Origin of the sequence: Streptomyces sp. NPDC048172 (assembly GCF_043202595.1) — a bacterium.
Lineage (GTDB): Bacteria > Actinomycetota > Actinomycetes > Streptomycetales > Streptomycetaceae > Streptomyces.
Genome location: NZ_JBIDAT010000006.1, coordinates 221,208 through 237,922, shown reverse-complemented (window position 1 = coordinate 237,922; position 16,715 = coordinate 221,208). Strand labels below are relative to the sequence as shown.

At 73.0% G+C, this 16,715-nt stretch carries 14 protein-coding genes and 1 tRNA gene; 11 read left to right on the top strand and 4 right to left on the bottom strand.

Annotated elements, in window-relative coordinates; translation table 11 throughout:
• Nucleotides 1-125: 125 nt before the first annotated feature.
• Entirely contained in the window at nt 126-2,135 is a 2,010-nt protein-coding gene (locus tag ACGF3A_RS26785; RefSeq protein ID WP_393732880.1) for a RiPP maturation radical SAM C-methyltransferase, read from the bottom strand.
• A gap of 36 nt (nt 2,136-2,171) precedes the next feature.
• The gene (locus ACGF3A_RS26780) at nt 2,172-2,642 is read right to left on the bottom strand and encodes a hypothetical protein (protein ID WP_393732879.1); all 471 of its coding nucleotides are present in this window, start codon (nt 2,640-2,642) and stop codon (nt 2,172-2,174) included.
• 216 nt (nt 2,643-2,858) lie between these two features.
• Between ACGF3A_RS26780 and ACGF3A_RS26775 the strand changes: the two genes are divergently transcribed.
• From ACGF3A_RS26775 to ACGF3A_RS26765, 3 genes are read left to right on the top strand one after another with little or no spacing between them, the layout of a single operon-like run.
• A complete protein-coding gene (locus ACGF3A_RS26775; protein WP_393732878.1) occupies nt 2,859-3,437 on the top strand; it encodes a hypothetical protein in 579 nt (192 codons plus the stop codon).
• Nucleotides 3,438-3,447: 10 nt separating this feature from the next.
• Nucleotides 3,448-4,044 (top strand): TIGR03086 family metal-binding protein, encoded by a 597-nt coding sequence (locus ACGF3A_RS26770; RefSeq protein WP_393732877.1) that lies wholly within the window; start codon nt 3,448-3,450, stop codon nt 4,042-4,044.
• Between the two features lie 28 nt (nt 4,045-4,072).
• A complete protein-coding gene (locus tag ACGF3A_RS26765) occupies nt 4,073-4,414 on the top strand; it encodes a hypothetical protein (protein WP_393732876.1) in 342 nt (113 codons plus the stop codon).
• Here ACGF3A_RS26765 and ACGF3A_RS26760 read toward each other — a convergent pair.
• Both ACGF3A_RS26760 and ACGF3A_RS26755 read right to left on the bottom strand, forming a co-directional pair.
• Nucleotides 4,411-5,943 carry a serine/threonine-protein kinase gene (locus tag ACGF3A_RS26760; protein ID WP_393732875.1) on the bottom strand — a complete coding sequence of 511 codons (1,533 nt, stop codon included), beginning with the start codon at nt 5,941-5,943 and terminating at the stop codon, nt 4,411-4,413. The genes ACGF3A_RS26765 and ACGF3A_RS26760 overlap by 4 nt on opposite strands.
• Nucleotides 5,944-6,051: 108 nt before the next feature.
• Nucleotides 6,052-7,428 carry an MFS transporter gene (locus ACGF3A_RS26755; RefSeq protein ID WP_393732874.1) on the bottom strand — a complete coding sequence of 459 codons (1,377 nt, stop codon included), beginning with the start codon at nt 7,426-7,428 and terminating at the stop codon, nt 6,052-6,054.
• Nucleotides 7,429-7,782: 354 nt separating this feature from the next.
• Between ACGF3A_RS26755 and ACGF3A_RS26750 the strand changes: the two genes are divergently transcribed.
• The 8 genes from ACGF3A_RS26750 (at nt 7,783) to ACGF3A_RS26715 (ending at nt 16,642) form a co-directional block, all read left to right on the top strand.
• Entirely contained in the window at nt 7,783-8,802 is a 1,020-nt protein-coding gene (locus tag ACGF3A_RS26750) for a LacI family DNA-binding transcriptional regulator (protein ID WP_393732873.1), read from the top strand.
• A 97-nt stretch (nt 8,803-8,899) separates the two neighbouring features.
• Nucleotides 8,900-8,970, top strand: a tRNA-OTHER gene (locus ACGF3A_RS26745).
• 36 nt (nt 8,971-9,006) lie between these two features.
• Complete coding sequence (locus ACGF3A_RS26740) at nt 9,007-10,407, top strand: SDR family oxidoreductase (RefSeq protein WP_393732872.1); 1,401 nt, start codon at nt 9,007-9,009, stop codon at nt 10,405-10,407.
• A complete protein-coding gene (locus ACGF3A_RS26735) occupies nt 10,404-11,615 on the top strand; it encodes a ribonuclease inhibitor (protein ID WP_393732871.1) in 1,212 nt (403 codons plus the stop codon). The genes ACGF3A_RS26740 and ACGF3A_RS26735 overlap by 4 nt, the downstream gene beginning before the upstream one ends.
• Before the next feature lie 138 nt (nt 11,616-11,753).
• Nucleotides 11,754-12,980 (top strand): hypothetical protein, encoded by a 1,227-nt coding sequence (locus ACGF3A_RS26730; RefSeq protein ID WP_393732870.1) that lies wholly within the window; start codon nt 11,754-11,756, stop codon nt 12,978-12,980.
• On the top strand, nt 12,967-14,604 hold the full coding sequence (locus tag ACGF3A_RS26725; protein WP_393732869.1) for an AMP-binding protein: 1,638 nt from the start codon (nt 12,967-12,969) through the stop codon (nt 14,602-14,604). Before ACGF3A_RS26730 ends, ACGF3A_RS26725 begins: the two co-directional genes overlap by 14 nt.
• A gap of 2 nt (nt 14,605-14,606) precedes the next feature.
• Nucleotides 14,607-15,803 carry a CaiB/BaiF CoA transferase family protein gene (locus tag ACGF3A_RS26720; RefSeq protein WP_393732868.1) on the top strand — a complete coding sequence of 399 codons (1,197 nt, stop codon included), beginning with the start codon at nt 14,607-14,609 and terminating at the stop codon, nt 15,801-15,803.
• The gene (locus ACGF3A_RS26715) at nt 15,800-16,642 is read left to right on the top strand and encodes an enoyl-CoA hydratase/isomerase family protein (RefSeq protein WP_393732867.1); all 843 of its coding nucleotides are present in this window, start codon (nt 15,800-15,802) and stop codon (nt 16,640-16,642) included. The genes ACGF3A_RS26720 and ACGF3A_RS26715 overlap by 4 nt, the downstream gene beginning before the upstream one ends.
• The last annotated feature ends 73 nt before the right edge of the window (nt 16,643-16,715 follow it).

Genomic DNA, 16,715 nt, shown 5'->3' with positions numbered 1-16,715 from the left:
CCACCGCACCGCCGGATTGTGCGCGCGGCCAAGCATCGACCTGCGGATTTGTCCTGCTGGACCAACTGGACCAACTGGGCCAAGAGGGCGCGGCTCCCCGTCCTGCCGCGAGCACGTGAGGGGGGTCAGGTGTAGAGGGAGCCCCATTCCTTCGGCCAGCCGCTCTCCTGGTGCCGGTCCGAGACCTCCTTCGGGAGGGCCAGCCCGAGGATCAGCTCTCCCTCCCGCCAGATCAGCCGCTTCTCGTCCAGTTCGCCGAGCGCGGCGTCGAACGCGGCATCGAACGCGGCGTCGCTGAACTCCGTCCCGGCGGCGGCCATCGCGCGGCGTACGCGGGAGATGTTGAGCGGCCGGTGCCCGACCTCGCGGAGGATCGCGGACGCGGTGACCGAGAGCGCGTAGGTCTCGCCGTCGGAGAAACGGCTGTCGTGGACGCGCAGCCGGTCTCCGTGATTCCCGTGCTCCTCGTAGGAGAGCTCGACGAAGCGCGTCCTGTGCAGGGATTTCCAGTGGTCGACCTGCACCACGATTCCCCAGTAGGCCGTCTTGAGTTCCCGCGAGTACGGGAAGTTCCGCTGGAAGTAATAGGCGTAGTTGTCCAGCGAGAAACCGGTGGCCGAGAGGAACTCCGCGGAGAAGAGCGCGTCGTAGCACTCGTGGTGCACCGGCCTGGTGCGGATGCCGAAACGCCCGGGGTTCTCCTGGAGCGGCGCGAACCTGGTGACGACGGTCTCGGTCCGCGAGACGGGCGGCGTCAGATGGTAGAGGCGGGGGAGCTGACGCAGCATCTCCGCGTACGCGTCGACCTGGTCCCCCGGAAGGCCGTAGAGGATGTTGTACTGGACCGTCAGCCGATGGGCGTAACCGGATTTGAGCAGGCTGACGTTGTCGATTCCGCGGACTCCCTTGTCCATCTCCTTCAGCACCGGGGTCGCGAAGGATTCGATGCCGGGCTGCACGGCGACGAATCCGGCCCGCGCGAGGAGTTCCACGCGCTCCGGCGGCTGATTGGCCTTGATCTCCGCGTGCAGCTTGAAGCGCGGCTCCCGCGCGGCGAGTTCCGGCAGCAGTCCGGTGTAATACGCCTTGGGCATGATGTAGTCGGAGAACCTGAAGGTGACGTTCCCGTGCCGGGCCCGCAGCTCATCGAGCATGCCCAGGACCAGGCCGGGGTCCTTGAAGCGGTACTGCAAAGTCTCGTCGTCGATTCCGCAGAACACGCAGTGCTTCGTCTGACCCCACCAGCATCCGCGCGAACTCTCCACGGGCAGCACCTCGGTCCCGATCCGGATCGAGTGCGCGGCCTCCAGCGCTGCCAGATCCCGATACCAGTCGGAATAGTCCGGTACGGGACTGTCGTCGAGCGGAACCTTCCTGGCCCGGATGATGCGCGGCGGCGCGCCGGGCGGTGCGCTGGGCGACGTGCCGGGCGACGCGCCGGGCTGCGCGCCGCCCGGCCCCGACGCGGCGGGCCCCTGGCCCAGGGCCCACCGCGCCAGCCTCACGATCTCCTCCTCCCCGTCCCCGACCACGAGGTGGTCGACGCACGGGAACGCCTTCACGACCTCGGTGCCGGGCGGCCCCTCCAGCGCGTAGCCGCCGAAGACCACGGTGATGTCCGGGTCCCGCCGCTTCACGGCGGTGGCGAGGGCGAGCGAGGCCATGGTCTGGTCGAAGAGACAGCTGAAACCCACCATGCGCGCCCCCGAGGCGAGAACGGCGTCCGCCGCGGAGGCGACGAGCCGCGGCACCACCTCGTGCCGGGCCGTCATGATGAGGTCCAGGACCGATTCCGCGGTGGGATAGGCGTCGTACTTCCGGCCCTCCCGCGCGTAGGTCATCACGCGCTCCACGACGGCCGCCCGCTGCTGCTCCCCGAGTTCCCGGTCGATCTCCCCGCTGAAGACGAAATCGTTCAGCCCCCAGGAATCGGCCAGGTACTGATAGGTGTCGAGCGTCGTCCAGCGCAGCAGCTCGGGAGCGAAGTGGAATACGCGCGCCGCGATTCCCTCCCGGTCCAGGCAGGATTTCAGGATGCCCAGCCCCAAAGAGGGCTCCAGTACGGGCGCCCAGGGCATGCTCACCAGGGCGACGTCACACGCGGGACCGTCGCCCGCAGGGCCGTCGAACGACATGCTCTGTTCCCTCCTTCCGCCCGGCACCGGGTGGCCCTAGATCTTCACCACTCCGCTGGAATCGACGACTTGCGGACGCGGCCGGTCCTTCGGACCGAAGACGACCACGATGACGACGGCGACGACCACGACCGCCACACCGGGACCGATCGCTGCCTTCCCCTGCTCCGTCCGCAGCGCCTCGATGCTCCCGGCCCGCTTGAGTTCCGCTGCCGCGTTCTTCGAGATCCGCATCTTGAGCCTTTTGGCGACACCGGCCGGATCGGACACGAGGTCGTCGAGGTACCGGCCGTCCTTGACCGCCGCGTTGTAGAGATCCATGAGCTGGCCGGCGTCGGAGTCCGACAACTGGATCCCCAGGTCGGAGATCTGCGGCTGAATGACCGAGTACGCCGATTCGAGCTCGGTCGCCGAGGTGATGTGCGCGCGCATACGCTCCCAGTCCGCCGCGAGGCGCGAACTGTGGAACAGCGGCTGCTCGAACGCGATGTCCGGGTTTTCCCGCACTGACTCTGCACTCATTCTTTCCTCCGAGGAGCGTCGCGGCGAACAACGGCGAACAACGGCGAACGCGGGAGGAGATCCCGGCCGCCGCGGTGACCGGGACCCTCGCTTGTATTCGCGGCGCCCCGGCCCCTGGATTGCGGGGGAAGGAGGATTCCTGCGTTCGGCTCTACGATCCGTACGACACGACGACGCCGGACAGGGGAGGGGACGGGCAGTTTGGACAGCTCGACGAGTCAGATCGTGATCGCGGTGCTGGGCATCGGCGGCACCCTCGCCGCCGCCGTGATCACCCAGCGCGGCGCCGACCGTGCCAGGGCACGCGAGCTGGCGCACGCCAGGCAACTGCAGCAGGACGAACGGGAGTACGCCACGCGCCAGGCCCGGCTGGAGGCGCGCCGGACGTGTTACGCGAGCCTGAGCGCCGGATCGCGCGACCTGGCCAATGTGATGACGAAGGCCCTCCACGCCCTGGAGAACGGGGAGATGACCGAGGAGCTGAGGGCGGATCTGGACCGGGCGCGGCGCGAGCACCGGCTGTGCCATGCCGAGGCCCAGATGGTGCTGCCCGACTCCGTGGCCTCGGCGGCCAGCACGGCGAACCGCCATCTCGGCGACCTCCACGGCCTGTTGATCCGCCTCGCCGCAGGCACGGAGCAGGAGGGCGAGAGCCTGGCCGTAGCCTGGGAGAACATGGACGCGCTGTGGGACCCGCTCTGGCACATGCGCCACGTCATGCGCGTCGATCTGGGCATCACGGACCCCGACGCCGACCCCGGTGTCAGTGGGGCCCGGTAGGTTCCGCGACATGACACGCGACATGACTCCCGAGGTGACCCCTGACCCCCGTCCGCTCTTCGCCCGCGCCCTCGACCAGACCGGGAAACTGGTCGAGTCGGTGGGTCCCGACGAGCTGAGCGGACCGACCCCCTGTGCCGAGTACGACGTACGGGCGCTGCTCGGACACGTCGTCGGCGTGCTGCACAAGCTCGCCGGCGTCGGCACCGGGGCCGATGGGCGCGAGTTCCCCGATGTGGTCGAGGGCGTCGCCGACGACGGCTGGGCGCGTGCGTTCGCCGAGGCCCGTGGTGAGACCGAGCGGGTGTGGGCGGAGGACGAGCGGCTCGACCGTATGGTGACGCTGCCGTGGGCCACGCTGCCCGGCCGGGTCGTTCTCGACGCGTACACCCACGAGTTCACGGCGCACTCCTGGGACCTCGCCCATGCCACGGGCCGCGTCGCCGGGCTCGACCCGGACCTCGCCGAGCGGGCACTCGTGGCGTTCCCGAAGTTCGCGCCGCCGGAGGAGCGCGGCGAGGAGGAGCTGTTCGGACCGGCCGTCCCCGCACCCGAGGACGCCGACGCCTACACCCGCCTGGCCGCCTATTTGGGGCGCCGTCCCTAGGCTCTGTCGTGGCGCGCCGATCGGACTGGTGTCCGGGCTGGCGGTCGGCGGCCTCTCGGAACTGCGCGATCCGGGAGCCGGTACGCGCCACACCGGGCGCCGTTCCGTCCGCGGGCGCGGCTTCCACCCCGTGGTCGGCGCGCTCGTCGGCCTCCCCGTCGTACTGCTCTACGCGCTCTGCGCCGGGTTCGGCTCCGGCGTGCTCTTCATCGGCTGCGCCTTCGGGGTCCACCGCGAGAACGTGCTCTACCGTGGCATGGGCTCCCTCAAGGACGCCTACGAACGCGGCACCCTGCGCACCGCGGGCTCCCGTTACGAGTTCCGCCACGCCCGCCTGGAGGCGACGATCCGCACACGTCCGCCCTGTTAGGGACTCCCGTGGTTCTGCGGCCCGCTGGACTCCGCGCCCCGTTTCACCCCGGCCCGGAGCCACGGTTCGAGCCAGCCGTCCTGGAGGAGGTCGGTACGGACGGACCGGGCGGCGATCACATAGCGGTGGCTGTACCTGTCGTACGCCCGGTGGTGACCGGAGTCGAAGTCAGCGCGGTGCGGGGTGCCGTCGTCATGCACCTGGGCGGACCAGAGCGTCACCCGCCAGCGCGTCGCCTCGCCCAGCAGGAGCCCGAAGACGTTCTGGGCCGTCGCGACATCGGGCATCGGCATGACGGTGACGGAGACCAGGATCGGGGGATTCGGGCTGCCCTGCTCCAGGTAGACCCCGGTCATCACCTCGGGGCAGCCGCAGGCGGTGAGCACGGACACCAGATCGGAGGGGCCCGCCTCCCCGCTCGGCCGGGGGCCCGCGGCCACCCGTACGTACTCGGCGTCGACGTCGTTGACGAACCGCGCGGGCAGCAGGGCGTCCGCCGTGAACGGCGTACGGTCGGTCGTCCTGCTGTCCCACGACGCCTCGTCCACCGCGCCGTCGTCCCGCGGGCTGCCGGTGGTCGCGCTGCCCATGGGCCGGAGCATCCCGGCGAGTTCGGCGCGCTGCTCGTCGATCAACCGTCGCACCCGCCCGGGCCAGGGGGCGGCGGAGGCGGGGACGTCGGCCAGGAGCTCCCGGAGGTCGGACGGACCGGGCCGTGCGGCGGGGTCCTTGGCGAGGCACGCCGCGGCGATCTCCCCCAGCCGGGGAGGGAGCGCGGACAGATCGGCCTCGGCGTGGACGACGTTGTGGAGCACGCCCGGGAGCGAGGGGCCCGCGAACGGGCTCGCGCCGGTGCAGGCCATCACCAGCACGGCGCCGAGCGAGAAGATGTCGCTCGCGGACGTGATCTCCCCGCCCTCGGCCTGCTCGGGCGACATGTAGGCGGGGGAGCCGACGAGCCACCCCGTACGCGTCATCCGGGTGCTGCCCGTCGCGTCGTCGGTGGCCAGCGAGACACCGAAGTCGATCACGCGGACGCCCTCGTGGCCGGGGAGGGGGAGGCCGAGATCCATGGGTTCGCCGGTGAGGAGCACGTTGTCCGGCTTCAGGTCCCGGTGCACCAGTCCGGCCCGGTGGATCTCGTCGAGCGCCGCGACCAGGCCTTCGGCCAGCCGCAGCGCCGCCGCCTCCGGGAGCGGCTCGCCCTCGTGCCCGCTCTCGATCACCTGCCGCAGCGAAGGACCGGCGACGAACGCCGAGGCCAGCCACGGTTCGGGCGCGTCCAGGTCGGCGTCGACCACCGGCGCGGCGCAGTGCCCCGGCACCCGGCGCGCGGCGGCGACCTCCCGTCTGAACCGGCCCCTGTGGTGCTCGTCGTCGTGAAGACCCTCGCGGATCAGCTTGACCGCCACCAGCCGCCCGTCCGGGGAGACCCCCAGGAACACGCGGCCCATCCCTCCCCGTCCCAACTCGGCCAGCAGCGGATACGGCCCGACCTGCCGCGGATCGGAATCTGCCAGGGGCTTCACCCAGCCACCTCCTCGTGGCACAGATGATGACCTCTGGGAGGGGCCAACGGTAGATCGGCGCCGGATCCGACAGCGAGGGGGCCGCCGCGTGGCCGCTCACCCCCTCCGTCAGCCGGCGGAGTCCGGTGCCCGCGGGGTGACCAGCGCGTCCTCCTGCGCACCGCGCGCGTCCGCGCCCCGTACGCCCGCGTCCCGTGCGTCCGCGTCCCGTACGTCCGTGCCCACCGGCAGCCGCGTATCCGCCGTGCGGCCCCCGCGCCTGCGGACGTGGACCGCGACGCCGACCAGACCGGCGACCGCCACCGCTTCGAGGCCGATGAGGTAGAAGGCCGGGGAGAGCTTGTTGCCGCTGGAGTCGACGAGGGCGGTGACGATGTACGGGGCGAAGCCGCCGAACGCCGCGTTGGCGATGGAGTAGACGATCGACAGGTACGAGTTGCGGACGTTGCCCGGTGTCAGTTCGGACAGCATCGCGGGTGTCGGCCCGGCGGTCAGCCCGAGGGAGGCGGCGAAGAGGACGACGGAGACGCCGATGCCGAACACGCCGCCCCGGATGAGGAGTTGGTAGCACGGCACCGCGAGCACGCCCAGCGCGACCGCGCCCGTCACCATGACCTTCCAGCGCGCGTACCGGTCGGAGAGCCAGCCGCCGAGCACGATGAATCCGGCGTACGCCGTCAGGCCGACGAGCGAGGCCGTGAGCCCCTCGGAGAGGTTCCGGCCGAGCACGCCGTCGAAGAAGGTGGGCAGGAACTGCAGGGTGACGTAGCCGCCCGCCGTCCAGGAGACGATCGCCGCGGTGCCCGCGATGATCATGCGCCAGTGGCCCCGGAACACGTCCTTGACCGGGCTGTCGGCTACCTCGCCCTTCTCCTGCATCTCGGTGAAGGAGGGGGTCTCCTCGACGTGGCGGCGGATGTACCAGCCGCCGACGCCCAGGGGCAGACCCAGCAGGAAGGGGATGCGCCACCCCGTCGAGTAGAGGAAGTCGTGGCTCATCCAGCTGGTGAGGGCCGTGCCGAGGCCCGCCGAGATGGCGAGCGCGAGGGCGATGCTCGCCGCCTGCGCGGAGCCGAACAGCCCGCGCCGCCGCTCCGGCGCGTGCTCGAACAGCAGTGACGCGGCGCCGCCGAACTCACCGCCCGCCGAGAGCCCTTGGATCAGCCGCAGCACGGTGAGCGCGATCGGCGCGAGGACCCCGATCGAGTCGAACGAGGGGAGGGCGCCGATCAGCGTCGTGGCACCGGCCATGGTGAGGATGACGACCGACAGCACCCAGCGCCGCCCCCGCTTGTCGCCGAGGTGGCCGAAGATGACCGCGCCGACCGGGCGCAGCACGAAGGCGGCCCCGAAGACGGCCAGCGTGGCGAGGAGGCCCGTGAGTCCGTCGGAATCCGGGAAGAACGTTTTGGCGAGAACGGGCGAGAAGTAACCGTAGATGGCGAAGTCGTACCACTCGACGAAGTTGCCAGCGGCTGCTGCCACGACGGTTTTGGTCTTGCCGGACCCATTTTTCCGCACCGGGTCTCCTTAGGCGGTCGGACGGGCGACTCCGTCGCACGGGATGCGCGGTCCACGTCGCTCGGCGCTCGAACCAGGCCGTTGCACGATCTGGTATGACGTTTTACCAGTCAAGCTAAGCGTCTGCCGGTACGCCGTCAAGCAACGGTCTGAGTGCCGTGCGTTGCCGCGAGTGACGGGGGAGGGGATCCGCCGGGGCGGGGACGGGGCGATCCGCCCGGCGGGGACGGAGCGATCCGTCCGGCGCGGACGGGTGATCCGGCGACGGCGGGATGATCAAGCTAGTGTGTGGAGCAGTCTTGGGGAGGAATGCGCGCGATGGTCACTCTCGCCGACGTGGCGAAGCGGGCAGGGGTGTCGGTCGGGGTCGTCTCCCGGCTGCTCAACGGGGACGACACCCTCCGGGCCCGCGAGGAGACGAAGCAGCGGGTCAGGGCGGCGGCCGCCGAGCTGGAGTACACGCCGAACTACGCCGCGCGGGCCCTCCGCAAGGCCAGGGTCGGCGTCATCGGCCTGGCCGTGCACGACGCGAGCAATCCCGTCTACAGCGAGATCATCGCCGGTGCCCAGGCCGAGGCGGCGAAGGCGGGATACGCCCTCATGCTCGCGGACGTCGACGCGCTCGCCACGGACGACGAGATGTTCAAGCGGTTCGTCTCCGGCGGCGCGATCGACGGGCTGCTACTGCAGCGCGCCGGGACCGCCGCCGACTCCCTCGTCTCGAAGATCGCGTCCGGCGAGGTGCCGACGGTCCTGCTCAACGACCGTACGAGGGGCGCCATCGGCAGCGTGGCCGTCGACGACTACGCGGCCGCCCACCTGGCCGTCTCCCATCTGATCGAGCTCGGCCACCGGGACGTCGCGCTGCTCCAGGTCGACGGGCCCCGCAGCCGCGCGGACCGCAGGCGCAAGGGGTGGGCGGAGGCCCTGGAGGGGGCCGGTCTGGAGGCGCCGAAGTCCCGCGTCTTCTCCGGCGGGCACACCGCGGAGCAGGGCTATCGCGGCATGACCGAGTTGCTGTCCGCGCGCACGCGGCCGACCGCCGTCTTCGCCGCCAACGTGCTCGCGGCCGTCGGCGCGCTGAGCGCCGCGCACGACATGGGGGTACGGGTGCCCGGCGACGTCTCGCTGGCCGGGCTCCACGACGTCTTCGTCGCCAACTTCCTCCAGCCCCGTCTCACCGTGGTGAAGCTCCCCCTCTTCGAGCTCGGCGCCCGCGCGGTCACGCTGCTCCTGGGCCAGATGGAGAACGAGCCCGCCCGCCACGAGAGCGTCCAGGAACCCGCACCGGTCATGATCCCCCGGGAGTCCACCGCCCCGCCGCCCGACGGGGGCTGACCCCGTCGTCCGGCAATCGTGCAGAAGGGTTCCCGATACTCCGGTGAACGGCGGGGCTGGATGGGGCATAGTGGGCCCCCGTAATTCTGTGGTTCATGGTCCCGTAGCGCAGAGGCAGGCGCACCGCCCGGCAAGGCGGACACGCCGGTTCGAATCCGGTCAGGACCACCCATCGGTACGGAACGGAGTGCGGCGGGAGCGGCTGTGGGGGACGTCGACACGACTGCGCTGACCGAACTCTCGCGTCTGATCCGCGAGTTCGGTGAGCTGCCGCCGGACGACCCGGCGCGGCTGCGGGCGGAGCGGGTCGCCGAGTCCTTCGCCCGCGAGGGCAGGCGACAGCGTCGTCAGGAGCGTCGCGGCCGGACGGGCGGGGCGGACGCCGCGCTCCGCGCGCGGACGGCCATGGGCGGCAGCCGCCGCCGCGACGACGCCCCCCTCGCCCTCCCGCCGGGCACGAGCGCGTCCGCTCCCGTCGGCGAGCTGGCCACACCGCGCCGCTGCTACGTGTGCAAGCAGCCCTACCAGCAGGTCGACGCCTTCTACCACCTGCTCTGCCCCGCCTGCGCGGCCGACAACTCCGCCCGGCGCGGGCTGCGCACGGATCTGCGGGGCCGCCGTGCGCTCCTCACCGGCGGACGCGTGAAGATCGGCTTCCAGCTCGCCCTGATGCTGCTGCGCGACGGCGCCGAACTCGTCGTCACCACGCGTTTCCCGCACGACGCGGTACGCCGCTTCCGGGCCGCCGCCACCGACGCGGGCGGCGGCCCGGAGGCGGGGTGGCTGGAGCGGCTCACCGTCGTCGGCATCGATCTGCGTGATCCGCGTCAGGTGCTGGGCCTGTGCGAGGAGCTTCGGGCGAGCGGCGGCCCGCTCGACATCCTCGTCAACAACGCCGCCCAGACGCTGCGCCGTCCGCCCGAGTCCTACGCGCGGCTCGCGGCGGGCGAACGCGAGGAGCTCCCCGCCGGAGCACCGGAGGAACTGGTGCGGCACGCACCGGGGTTCACGCCGCTCCCCGCGCTCTCACCCGCCTGGCCCGCCGCCGAGCTGGAGGGCACGGGCGGCCCGGGCCGCGTCCTGGACGCCGTGGACGAGGCCGGACTGCTGCCGGACTCCGCCCCGGAGAACTCCTGGTCGGCCCGGCTCGGCGGGCTGGACCCCGCCGAGGTGCTGGAGACCCAGCTGGTCAACTCCCTGGCGCCGGCACTGCTGTGCGACCGGCTGCTGCCGCTGCTGCTGGCCTCGCCGCACCCGCGCCGCTACGTCGTCAACGTGACGGCCGTCGAGGGCCGCTTCACCGTACGGAACAAGACGGGCGGGCATCCGCACACCAACATGGCCAAGGCCGCCCTCAACATGTTGACCCGTACCAGCGCGGCCGAACTCGCCACGCAGGGCGTGCACATGTGTGCCGTGGACACGGGGTGGATCACCGACGAGAACCCGGCGCCGAGGAAGGGCAGGATCGCCGCGCGCGGCTTCCGCACCCCGCTGGACGTCGTCGACGGCGCGGCCCGCGTCTACGACCCGATCGTGCGGGGCGAGGCAGGGCACCCGGTGTCCGGGGTGTTCCTCAAGGACTACCAGGAGGCGGCGTGGTGAGCGGACAGGGTGGACCGGGAGTGCCGGGTGGATCGGTCGCTCCGGTCGGCCTGGAGCCGCTGCTCGCCTGGCTGCGCGCCGGACACACCGCCGGGGAGCGGGTGGACTTCCCCGCCGGGACGGTGCTGCCGGACGGCCGTCTCGACCTGTGCAAGTCGCAGATCGGCCCCGCCGGAGCCGCGCTGGTCGTGGACGCGCTGCGGACGCGCGCCGAGGTGGAAGGGGAGGGCGGGGCGGACGGGGAGGGCGCGGCCCCGGGGGCGATCCGGCATCTGCTGCTGGGTACGGACGGGCTGGGTGACGACGGCGCCGCCGAGGTCGCCGCCCGCCGCGCGGGCACCGGAGTGCAGACGCTCTACCTGGGCTGCAACGGCATCTCCGGCACGGGTGCCTGCCGCATCGCGGACCAGCTGCGGGCCTCGCCGCAGGCCGTGGCGGGGCTCTGGCTCAAGCGCAATCCACTGGGCGGCCTCGCCGGGCACGCGGGTGCGGAGCTGGTGGCGGCCGCCCCCGGACTCAGCACCCTCGACCTGGTGCAGACAGGACTGGACGCCCCCGGGGCGGCCCGGCTGACCCGGGCCGTCCTCGACTCCGGGCGCCGCTTCGAGCGGCTCTACCTGGGCGGCAACCCGCTCGGTCCGACCGGCGCCGAGGCGCTGGCGCCACTGCTGGAGGCGGGGGTGCTGGACGAGCTGTACCTCTCGGCCGCCGGTCTCGGCGACCCGGGCGCGCGCACCGTGGCCGAAGGGCTGCGCCGCGCACCGCGTGGCCGCCTGCGGCGGCTCTCGCTCGCCAGCGACGGTCTCGGCGCTGCCGCTGGCGCGGAGCTGGTCACCGCGGCGGCAGCGGCGGACGTCGAACTGCTGGACCTGGGCCGCGTCAAGGCAGCCGCGGTCCTCGGCGCCCCGGACAACCGCGTCGACACGGAGGCCGCGACCACGATCGCCGCGACGCTGTCGGCCGGTCCGCACCGGCTGCGGCACCTGGTGCTGAGCGACACCGGCATGCGCAGCGCGCAGGCGCTGCCGCTGCTCGCCGGGGCGGAGCGGGCGGTGACGCCGACCCGGTTCGTGCTCGGCAAGGGCATCGCCACGAGCGTGCGGCGGCGCCTCGACGCGCTCAGCGCCGAGGTCCCGTGGCCGGTGGTGCCACGGGCCGTGGCAGCGGTCCGGAGCGTGCACCGCACCCCGCCGCCGGGCCTGAGCTGACCCCGCCACCCGGACTCGGTTGACCCCATCCCCGTAGCAAGACGCAAAAGGCACCTTTGCTCGGTGCGGGGGTAGCGGTTACGGTGATGGTAAGACGTTTTACCAATGGCCTCGCCGAGTGCCGGAGAAGGAGCCTTGATGCGGGACCCGAGTCGCCTGCGGGGGATCACCTGGGACCATCCGCGCGGTATCGACGCCCTGCGTGCCGCCGGTGCGGAGTTCGAGCGGGGGACCGGCGTCGCGATCGAGTGGACCGTGCGGTCGCTGCGGGAGTTCGAGGAGACGCCGGTGGCCGAGCTGGCGGGGGAGTACGACCTGGTGGCGCTCGACCACCCGTTCATCGGGGACGCGGTGGACGCCGGGGCACTGATGCCGCTGGATCCGGTCTTCTCGGCCGACGAGTTGTGCGAACGGGACGAGGACTCGGCCGGGCCGAGCCATGCCAGTTACCGCTGGCAGGGGCGGCAGTGGGGCGGCGCGGTGGACGCCGCGTGCATGGTCGGCGCCCATCGCGCCGGGGCGGTCGACCGTGCGGAGATACCGGCCAGGTGGGACGACGTATCCGCGTTCGTACGGCGCCACGGGCGCGAGGCGGTGCTGCTGGCGGCGAACCCGACGCATCTGTGGGGCACCGTGCTCTCCCTGTGCGAGGCCGAGGCGAACACCGCCGTCGGACCCCGTGACCGCTGGCGCCGGGGCGCGGACGGGCGGCCGGAGTGGTGGGGGGACGCGGGGGTGGACCCGGCGCTGCTGGGGGAGGCCGTCGAGCGGGCGCGCCGGCTGCTGACGCTGTGCGACCCCGCGTCGCTGGGCGCCGATCCGATCGCCGTGCTCGAACGTATCGCCGACAGCCGGGCCCTCTACTGCCCGCTGGTCTTCGGCTATGTCACCTACGCCAGGCCGGGCGCGCGCGACGCGCTCGTGGCGTTCACCGACGCGCCCCGCCTCGGTGACGATCCCGTCGGCACGTTGACCGGCGGGGTGGGACTCGCGGTCTCCTCCCGTCCGGCCCCGGCCCCGGGCCCGGACCCGGACGCCGGAGGGAACGCCGGACGGGACGCCGCCGCGTTCGTACGCCTCGCGACCTCAGCGCGGACACAGGGCGGGGTCGCGCACGACGCCGGAGGGCAGTCGGGGCGCCGTTCGGTGTGGCGGGACGGGCGCGTCAACGACGAGGTCACCGGCTTCTACCGGGACACCCTCGCCACCATGGACCGCTCCTTCCTGCGGCCCCGGCTCCCCGGCTATCCGGCCTATCAGCGCGCGGCGGCGGAGACGCTGCACCGTGGCCTGGTGAACGGCGAACGGGGCCACGACCTCGTGACCGAACTCGGCAATCTGTGGCGCAAGCATGTCCGCGTCTGACGGCCCCGCCACGCCGGCGACCGGCCCCGCCACCGTCGCCGAGCAGTTCGTGCAGGCGGAGGCCGCGTACGGCGACCGGCGGGCGCTGCGCTCGGCGGAGGCGGGGTCCCGGTGGCTGACGTTCGCGGAGGTCGCCGAGCTGGCCGGTACGGCCGTCGCGCGGCTGGCCGCGCGGGGTGCCGTCGCCGGTGACCGGGTCGTCCTCGCCCTCCCCAACAGCGTGATGCTCCGCGTCCTCGACCGTGCCGTCCTCGGCTCCGGGCTCGTGCGGGTGGCGGTCTCGCCACGGCTGCACCCCCGCGAGATCGCGGAGATCGCCGCCGACTGCGCCGCCCGCGTGGTGTGCTGCGGCGCCGGTGCGGAGGAGGCGGTACGGGCGGCGCTCGCCGACGCCGGGGCGTCCGCGACGGTGGTCGTTTGCGCCGACACGGCACCGGGCCCCCGCCGCCCGGCGACCGACCCCGCTCCCGTCCTCACCCCCGCCGTCCTCGCGGCGGGGGCCGAATCCCCGCCGTCCGGCCGACCCGCCCCGGCCCCCTCGGACGTCGCGATGCTGATGTACAGCTCGGGAACGACGGGCCGTCCCAAGGGCGTCGTCGTCACGCACCGGACCTGGGTGGCGCAGACCGTACGGGCACTGGGGGCGCTGCCCCCGGTCGGCCCGGACGACGTCGTGCTGGCGGTGGCGCCCATGAGCCACTTCGGCGGGTCGATCGGGCTGGACTGTGCCGTGCGCGGCGCGGCGACGGTGACGATGGGTCACTTCGACGCCGACGCGGTCCTGGAGGCCGTCGCGGCGTTCGGCGTGACGGTCCTTCCCCTGGCGCCGATCATGCTCGAACGTCTCGCGCGCGCCGCCCCGCCGGAGGCGGCCCCCGTGCCGGGCGTCCGCGCCGTCCCGTACGGCGGTTCACCCCTCCCCGCCGACGCGGCGGCGCGCGCCGCGCGCGTCTTCCCCGCCGCGCTCACCCAGTTCTACGGGCTGGCCGAGGCGCTGGCGCCGCTGACGGTGCTCACCCCGGCCGACCATGCCTCCGGAGTGCCCGGCCGCCTGGCGTCCGCCGGGCGGGCCGCGCCCGGTGTGGAGCTGCGCCTCGTCGACGGCGAGGTCGAGGTGCGCTGCGACACCGTGATGGCCGGGTACTGGAACCGTCCGGAGCTGACCGCTGCGGCCTTCCGTGACGGCTGGTTCCGTACGGGCGATCTGGCCGAGATCGACGCGGACGGCTACGTACGGCTGACCGGCCGCTCCAGCGAGGTCATCGTGACCGGGGGGTTCAACGTCCATCCGGCGGAGGTCGAGCGAGTGCTCGCCCCCGTCGCCGGGATACGCGAGGTCGCCGTCGTGGGGATGACGCACCCGGTGTGGGGCGAGGGCGTCACCGCCGCCGTCGTCCTGGACGGCGGCCCGCGCACCGGCGCCCCCGGCGGCACCCCCAGCGAGGAGACGCTCGCTGCCCTCGCGCGCGCCTGCGCCTCGGCGCTCGCGGGCTACAAGAAGCCCGTCGCGGTGCACGCCGTACCGGAGATCCCGAGGAACGCCGCGGGCAAGACCGACCGCGCCGCGTTGCGGGAGCTGTTGCGAAAGACGCTGTCCGACCGATCCGACCGAGAGGAACACTGACCATGCAAGCGCTCGACGCGATACGCGTGCTCGACTTCACCCAGATGATGCTGGGCCCGTTCGGCACCCAGGTCCTGGCCGACTTCGGCGCGGACGTCATCAAGGTCGAACGGCCCGCGGGGGAGTGGGAGCGGGACCTCGCGATGATGGGCGGGTACGTCGACGGGGAGTCGGCGGCGTTCCTCGCGATGAACCGCAACAAGCGTTCGGTGGCCCTCGACCTCAAGGACCCGCGCGCCAGGGACGCGTTGCTCAAGCTCGGGGCGACCTGCGACGTGGTCGTGGAGAACTTCCGCCCCGGCGTGATGGACCGGCTCGGCCTCGGCTACGAGGACTTCAAGGCGGTCAGGGAGGACATCGTCTACTGCTCCGGGTCCGGCTGGGGGCAGGAGACCAGCTTCGCCAGGGCGGGGCGGCCCGGACAGGACCTCCTCATCCAGTCGATGTCCGGCCTCGCCGCCGCCACCGGGCGCGGCACCGATCCGCCGACCCCGGCGGGCACGGCGATCGTCGACCACGCCACCGCGCTCACCCTCGCCAACGGCATCATGGCCGCGCTCCTCGCCCGCGCCACGCACGGCGTGGGCCAGCGGGTGGAGGTGGACCTCTACTCGACCGCGATCGCGATGCAGTGCCAGGAGATCTCGGCGTTCGTGAACCAGGGCACCGACTACCGGCGGTCCGCTTCCGGCATCGGCCAGGCGTGGCTGTCCGCGCCGTTCGGCGTGTACGAGGCCAGCGACGGCTGGCTGGCCGTCGCGATGGCGCCGCTGGAGACGGTCGCCGAGGCCGTCGGCGCCCCGCACCTGGCCGACTTCGACGCCTGGACCGAACGGGACGAGGCCAAGGGCGCGTTGGAGACCCTCACCCGTACACGTACGGTCCAGCACTGGCTCGACGCGCTCCTCCCGCGCGGCGTCTGGGCGGCCCGCGTGCGCACCACCCGGGAGGCGGTGGACGAGCTGCGAGAGGAGGGCTCCGAGCTGCTGGTCACCGTGGAAGGACCGGCGGGGACCCCGGTCGAGCTGGTCGGCAGCCCCGTCACGTTCAGCGCCACCCCCTGGCGGCAGCGGCTCGCCCCGCCGCGTACGGGGGAGCACACCGCCGAGGTGCTGGGCGAGGTGCTCGACGCGGAGAGCCTGGCAGACCTGGTGGGACAGGTCGGACCGGCCGGACCGGTCGGGGAGGTGGCCCGGTGAGCGCCCGCGAGGAGCTGCCCGCCGTGACGGCGCGCGAGGCCGAGCGGCCGTACCGCCACCTGGTGGTCCAGGACCACGCGGTCGAGGACAGCGGCGTCGTACGGGTGCTGAGGATCGACCGCGAGGAGAAGCTCGGCGCGCTCTCCGGCGAACTCGTCGCCGCGCTCGGCGAGCAGCTCGTCCGCGTCCGCCAGGACAGCGCCGTACGCGCGCTCATGCTCACCGGCACCGGGCGCGGCTTCATCGCCGGTGCCGACGTGGGCGAGTACGCGGGCGTGAGCACCGACGCGTTTCTGGAGTACCAGCGCGCCTCGCGGCAGGTCTTCGACGCGCTCGAAGCCCTGCCGCAGCCCACCGTGGCCGCCGTGAACGGCTACGCCTTCGGCGGCGGTTTCGAGGTCGCGCTGTGCTGCGACTTCATCCTCGCCTCCGGCCGCGCCAGGTTCGCCCTCCCCGAGGTCACGCTCGGCCTGATCCCGGGCGGCGGCGGGACGCAGCGGCTGGCGCGGGCCGCGGGCACCCGGTTCACCAAGGAGTTGGTGATGACGGGGCGGCGCGTGCGGCCCGACGAGGCCGCGCGGCGCGGGCTGGTGAGCGAGGTCGCCGAGCCGGAGGAGCTGGGCGAGCGGGCCCTCCGCTTCGCCGTACGCCTCGCCACGCGGGCCCCGCTCGCGGTCCGTACGGCCAAGCGGATCGTGGACGGCGGGGTGGCGCAGGAGCTGGGGGCCGCGCTCTCGGCCGAACAGGCCGCGCTGGGCGCGCTCTTCGGGACCGCCGACGGGCAGGAGGGCATCCACGCCTTCCTGGAGAAGCGCGCCCCCCGCTTCACGGGGGCCTGAGCGCCGACCCTGAGACCTCACAGGTTGACATCCGTACTGGTTGACAGCGCGCGCCGCGGCCCCGTTAGCCTCC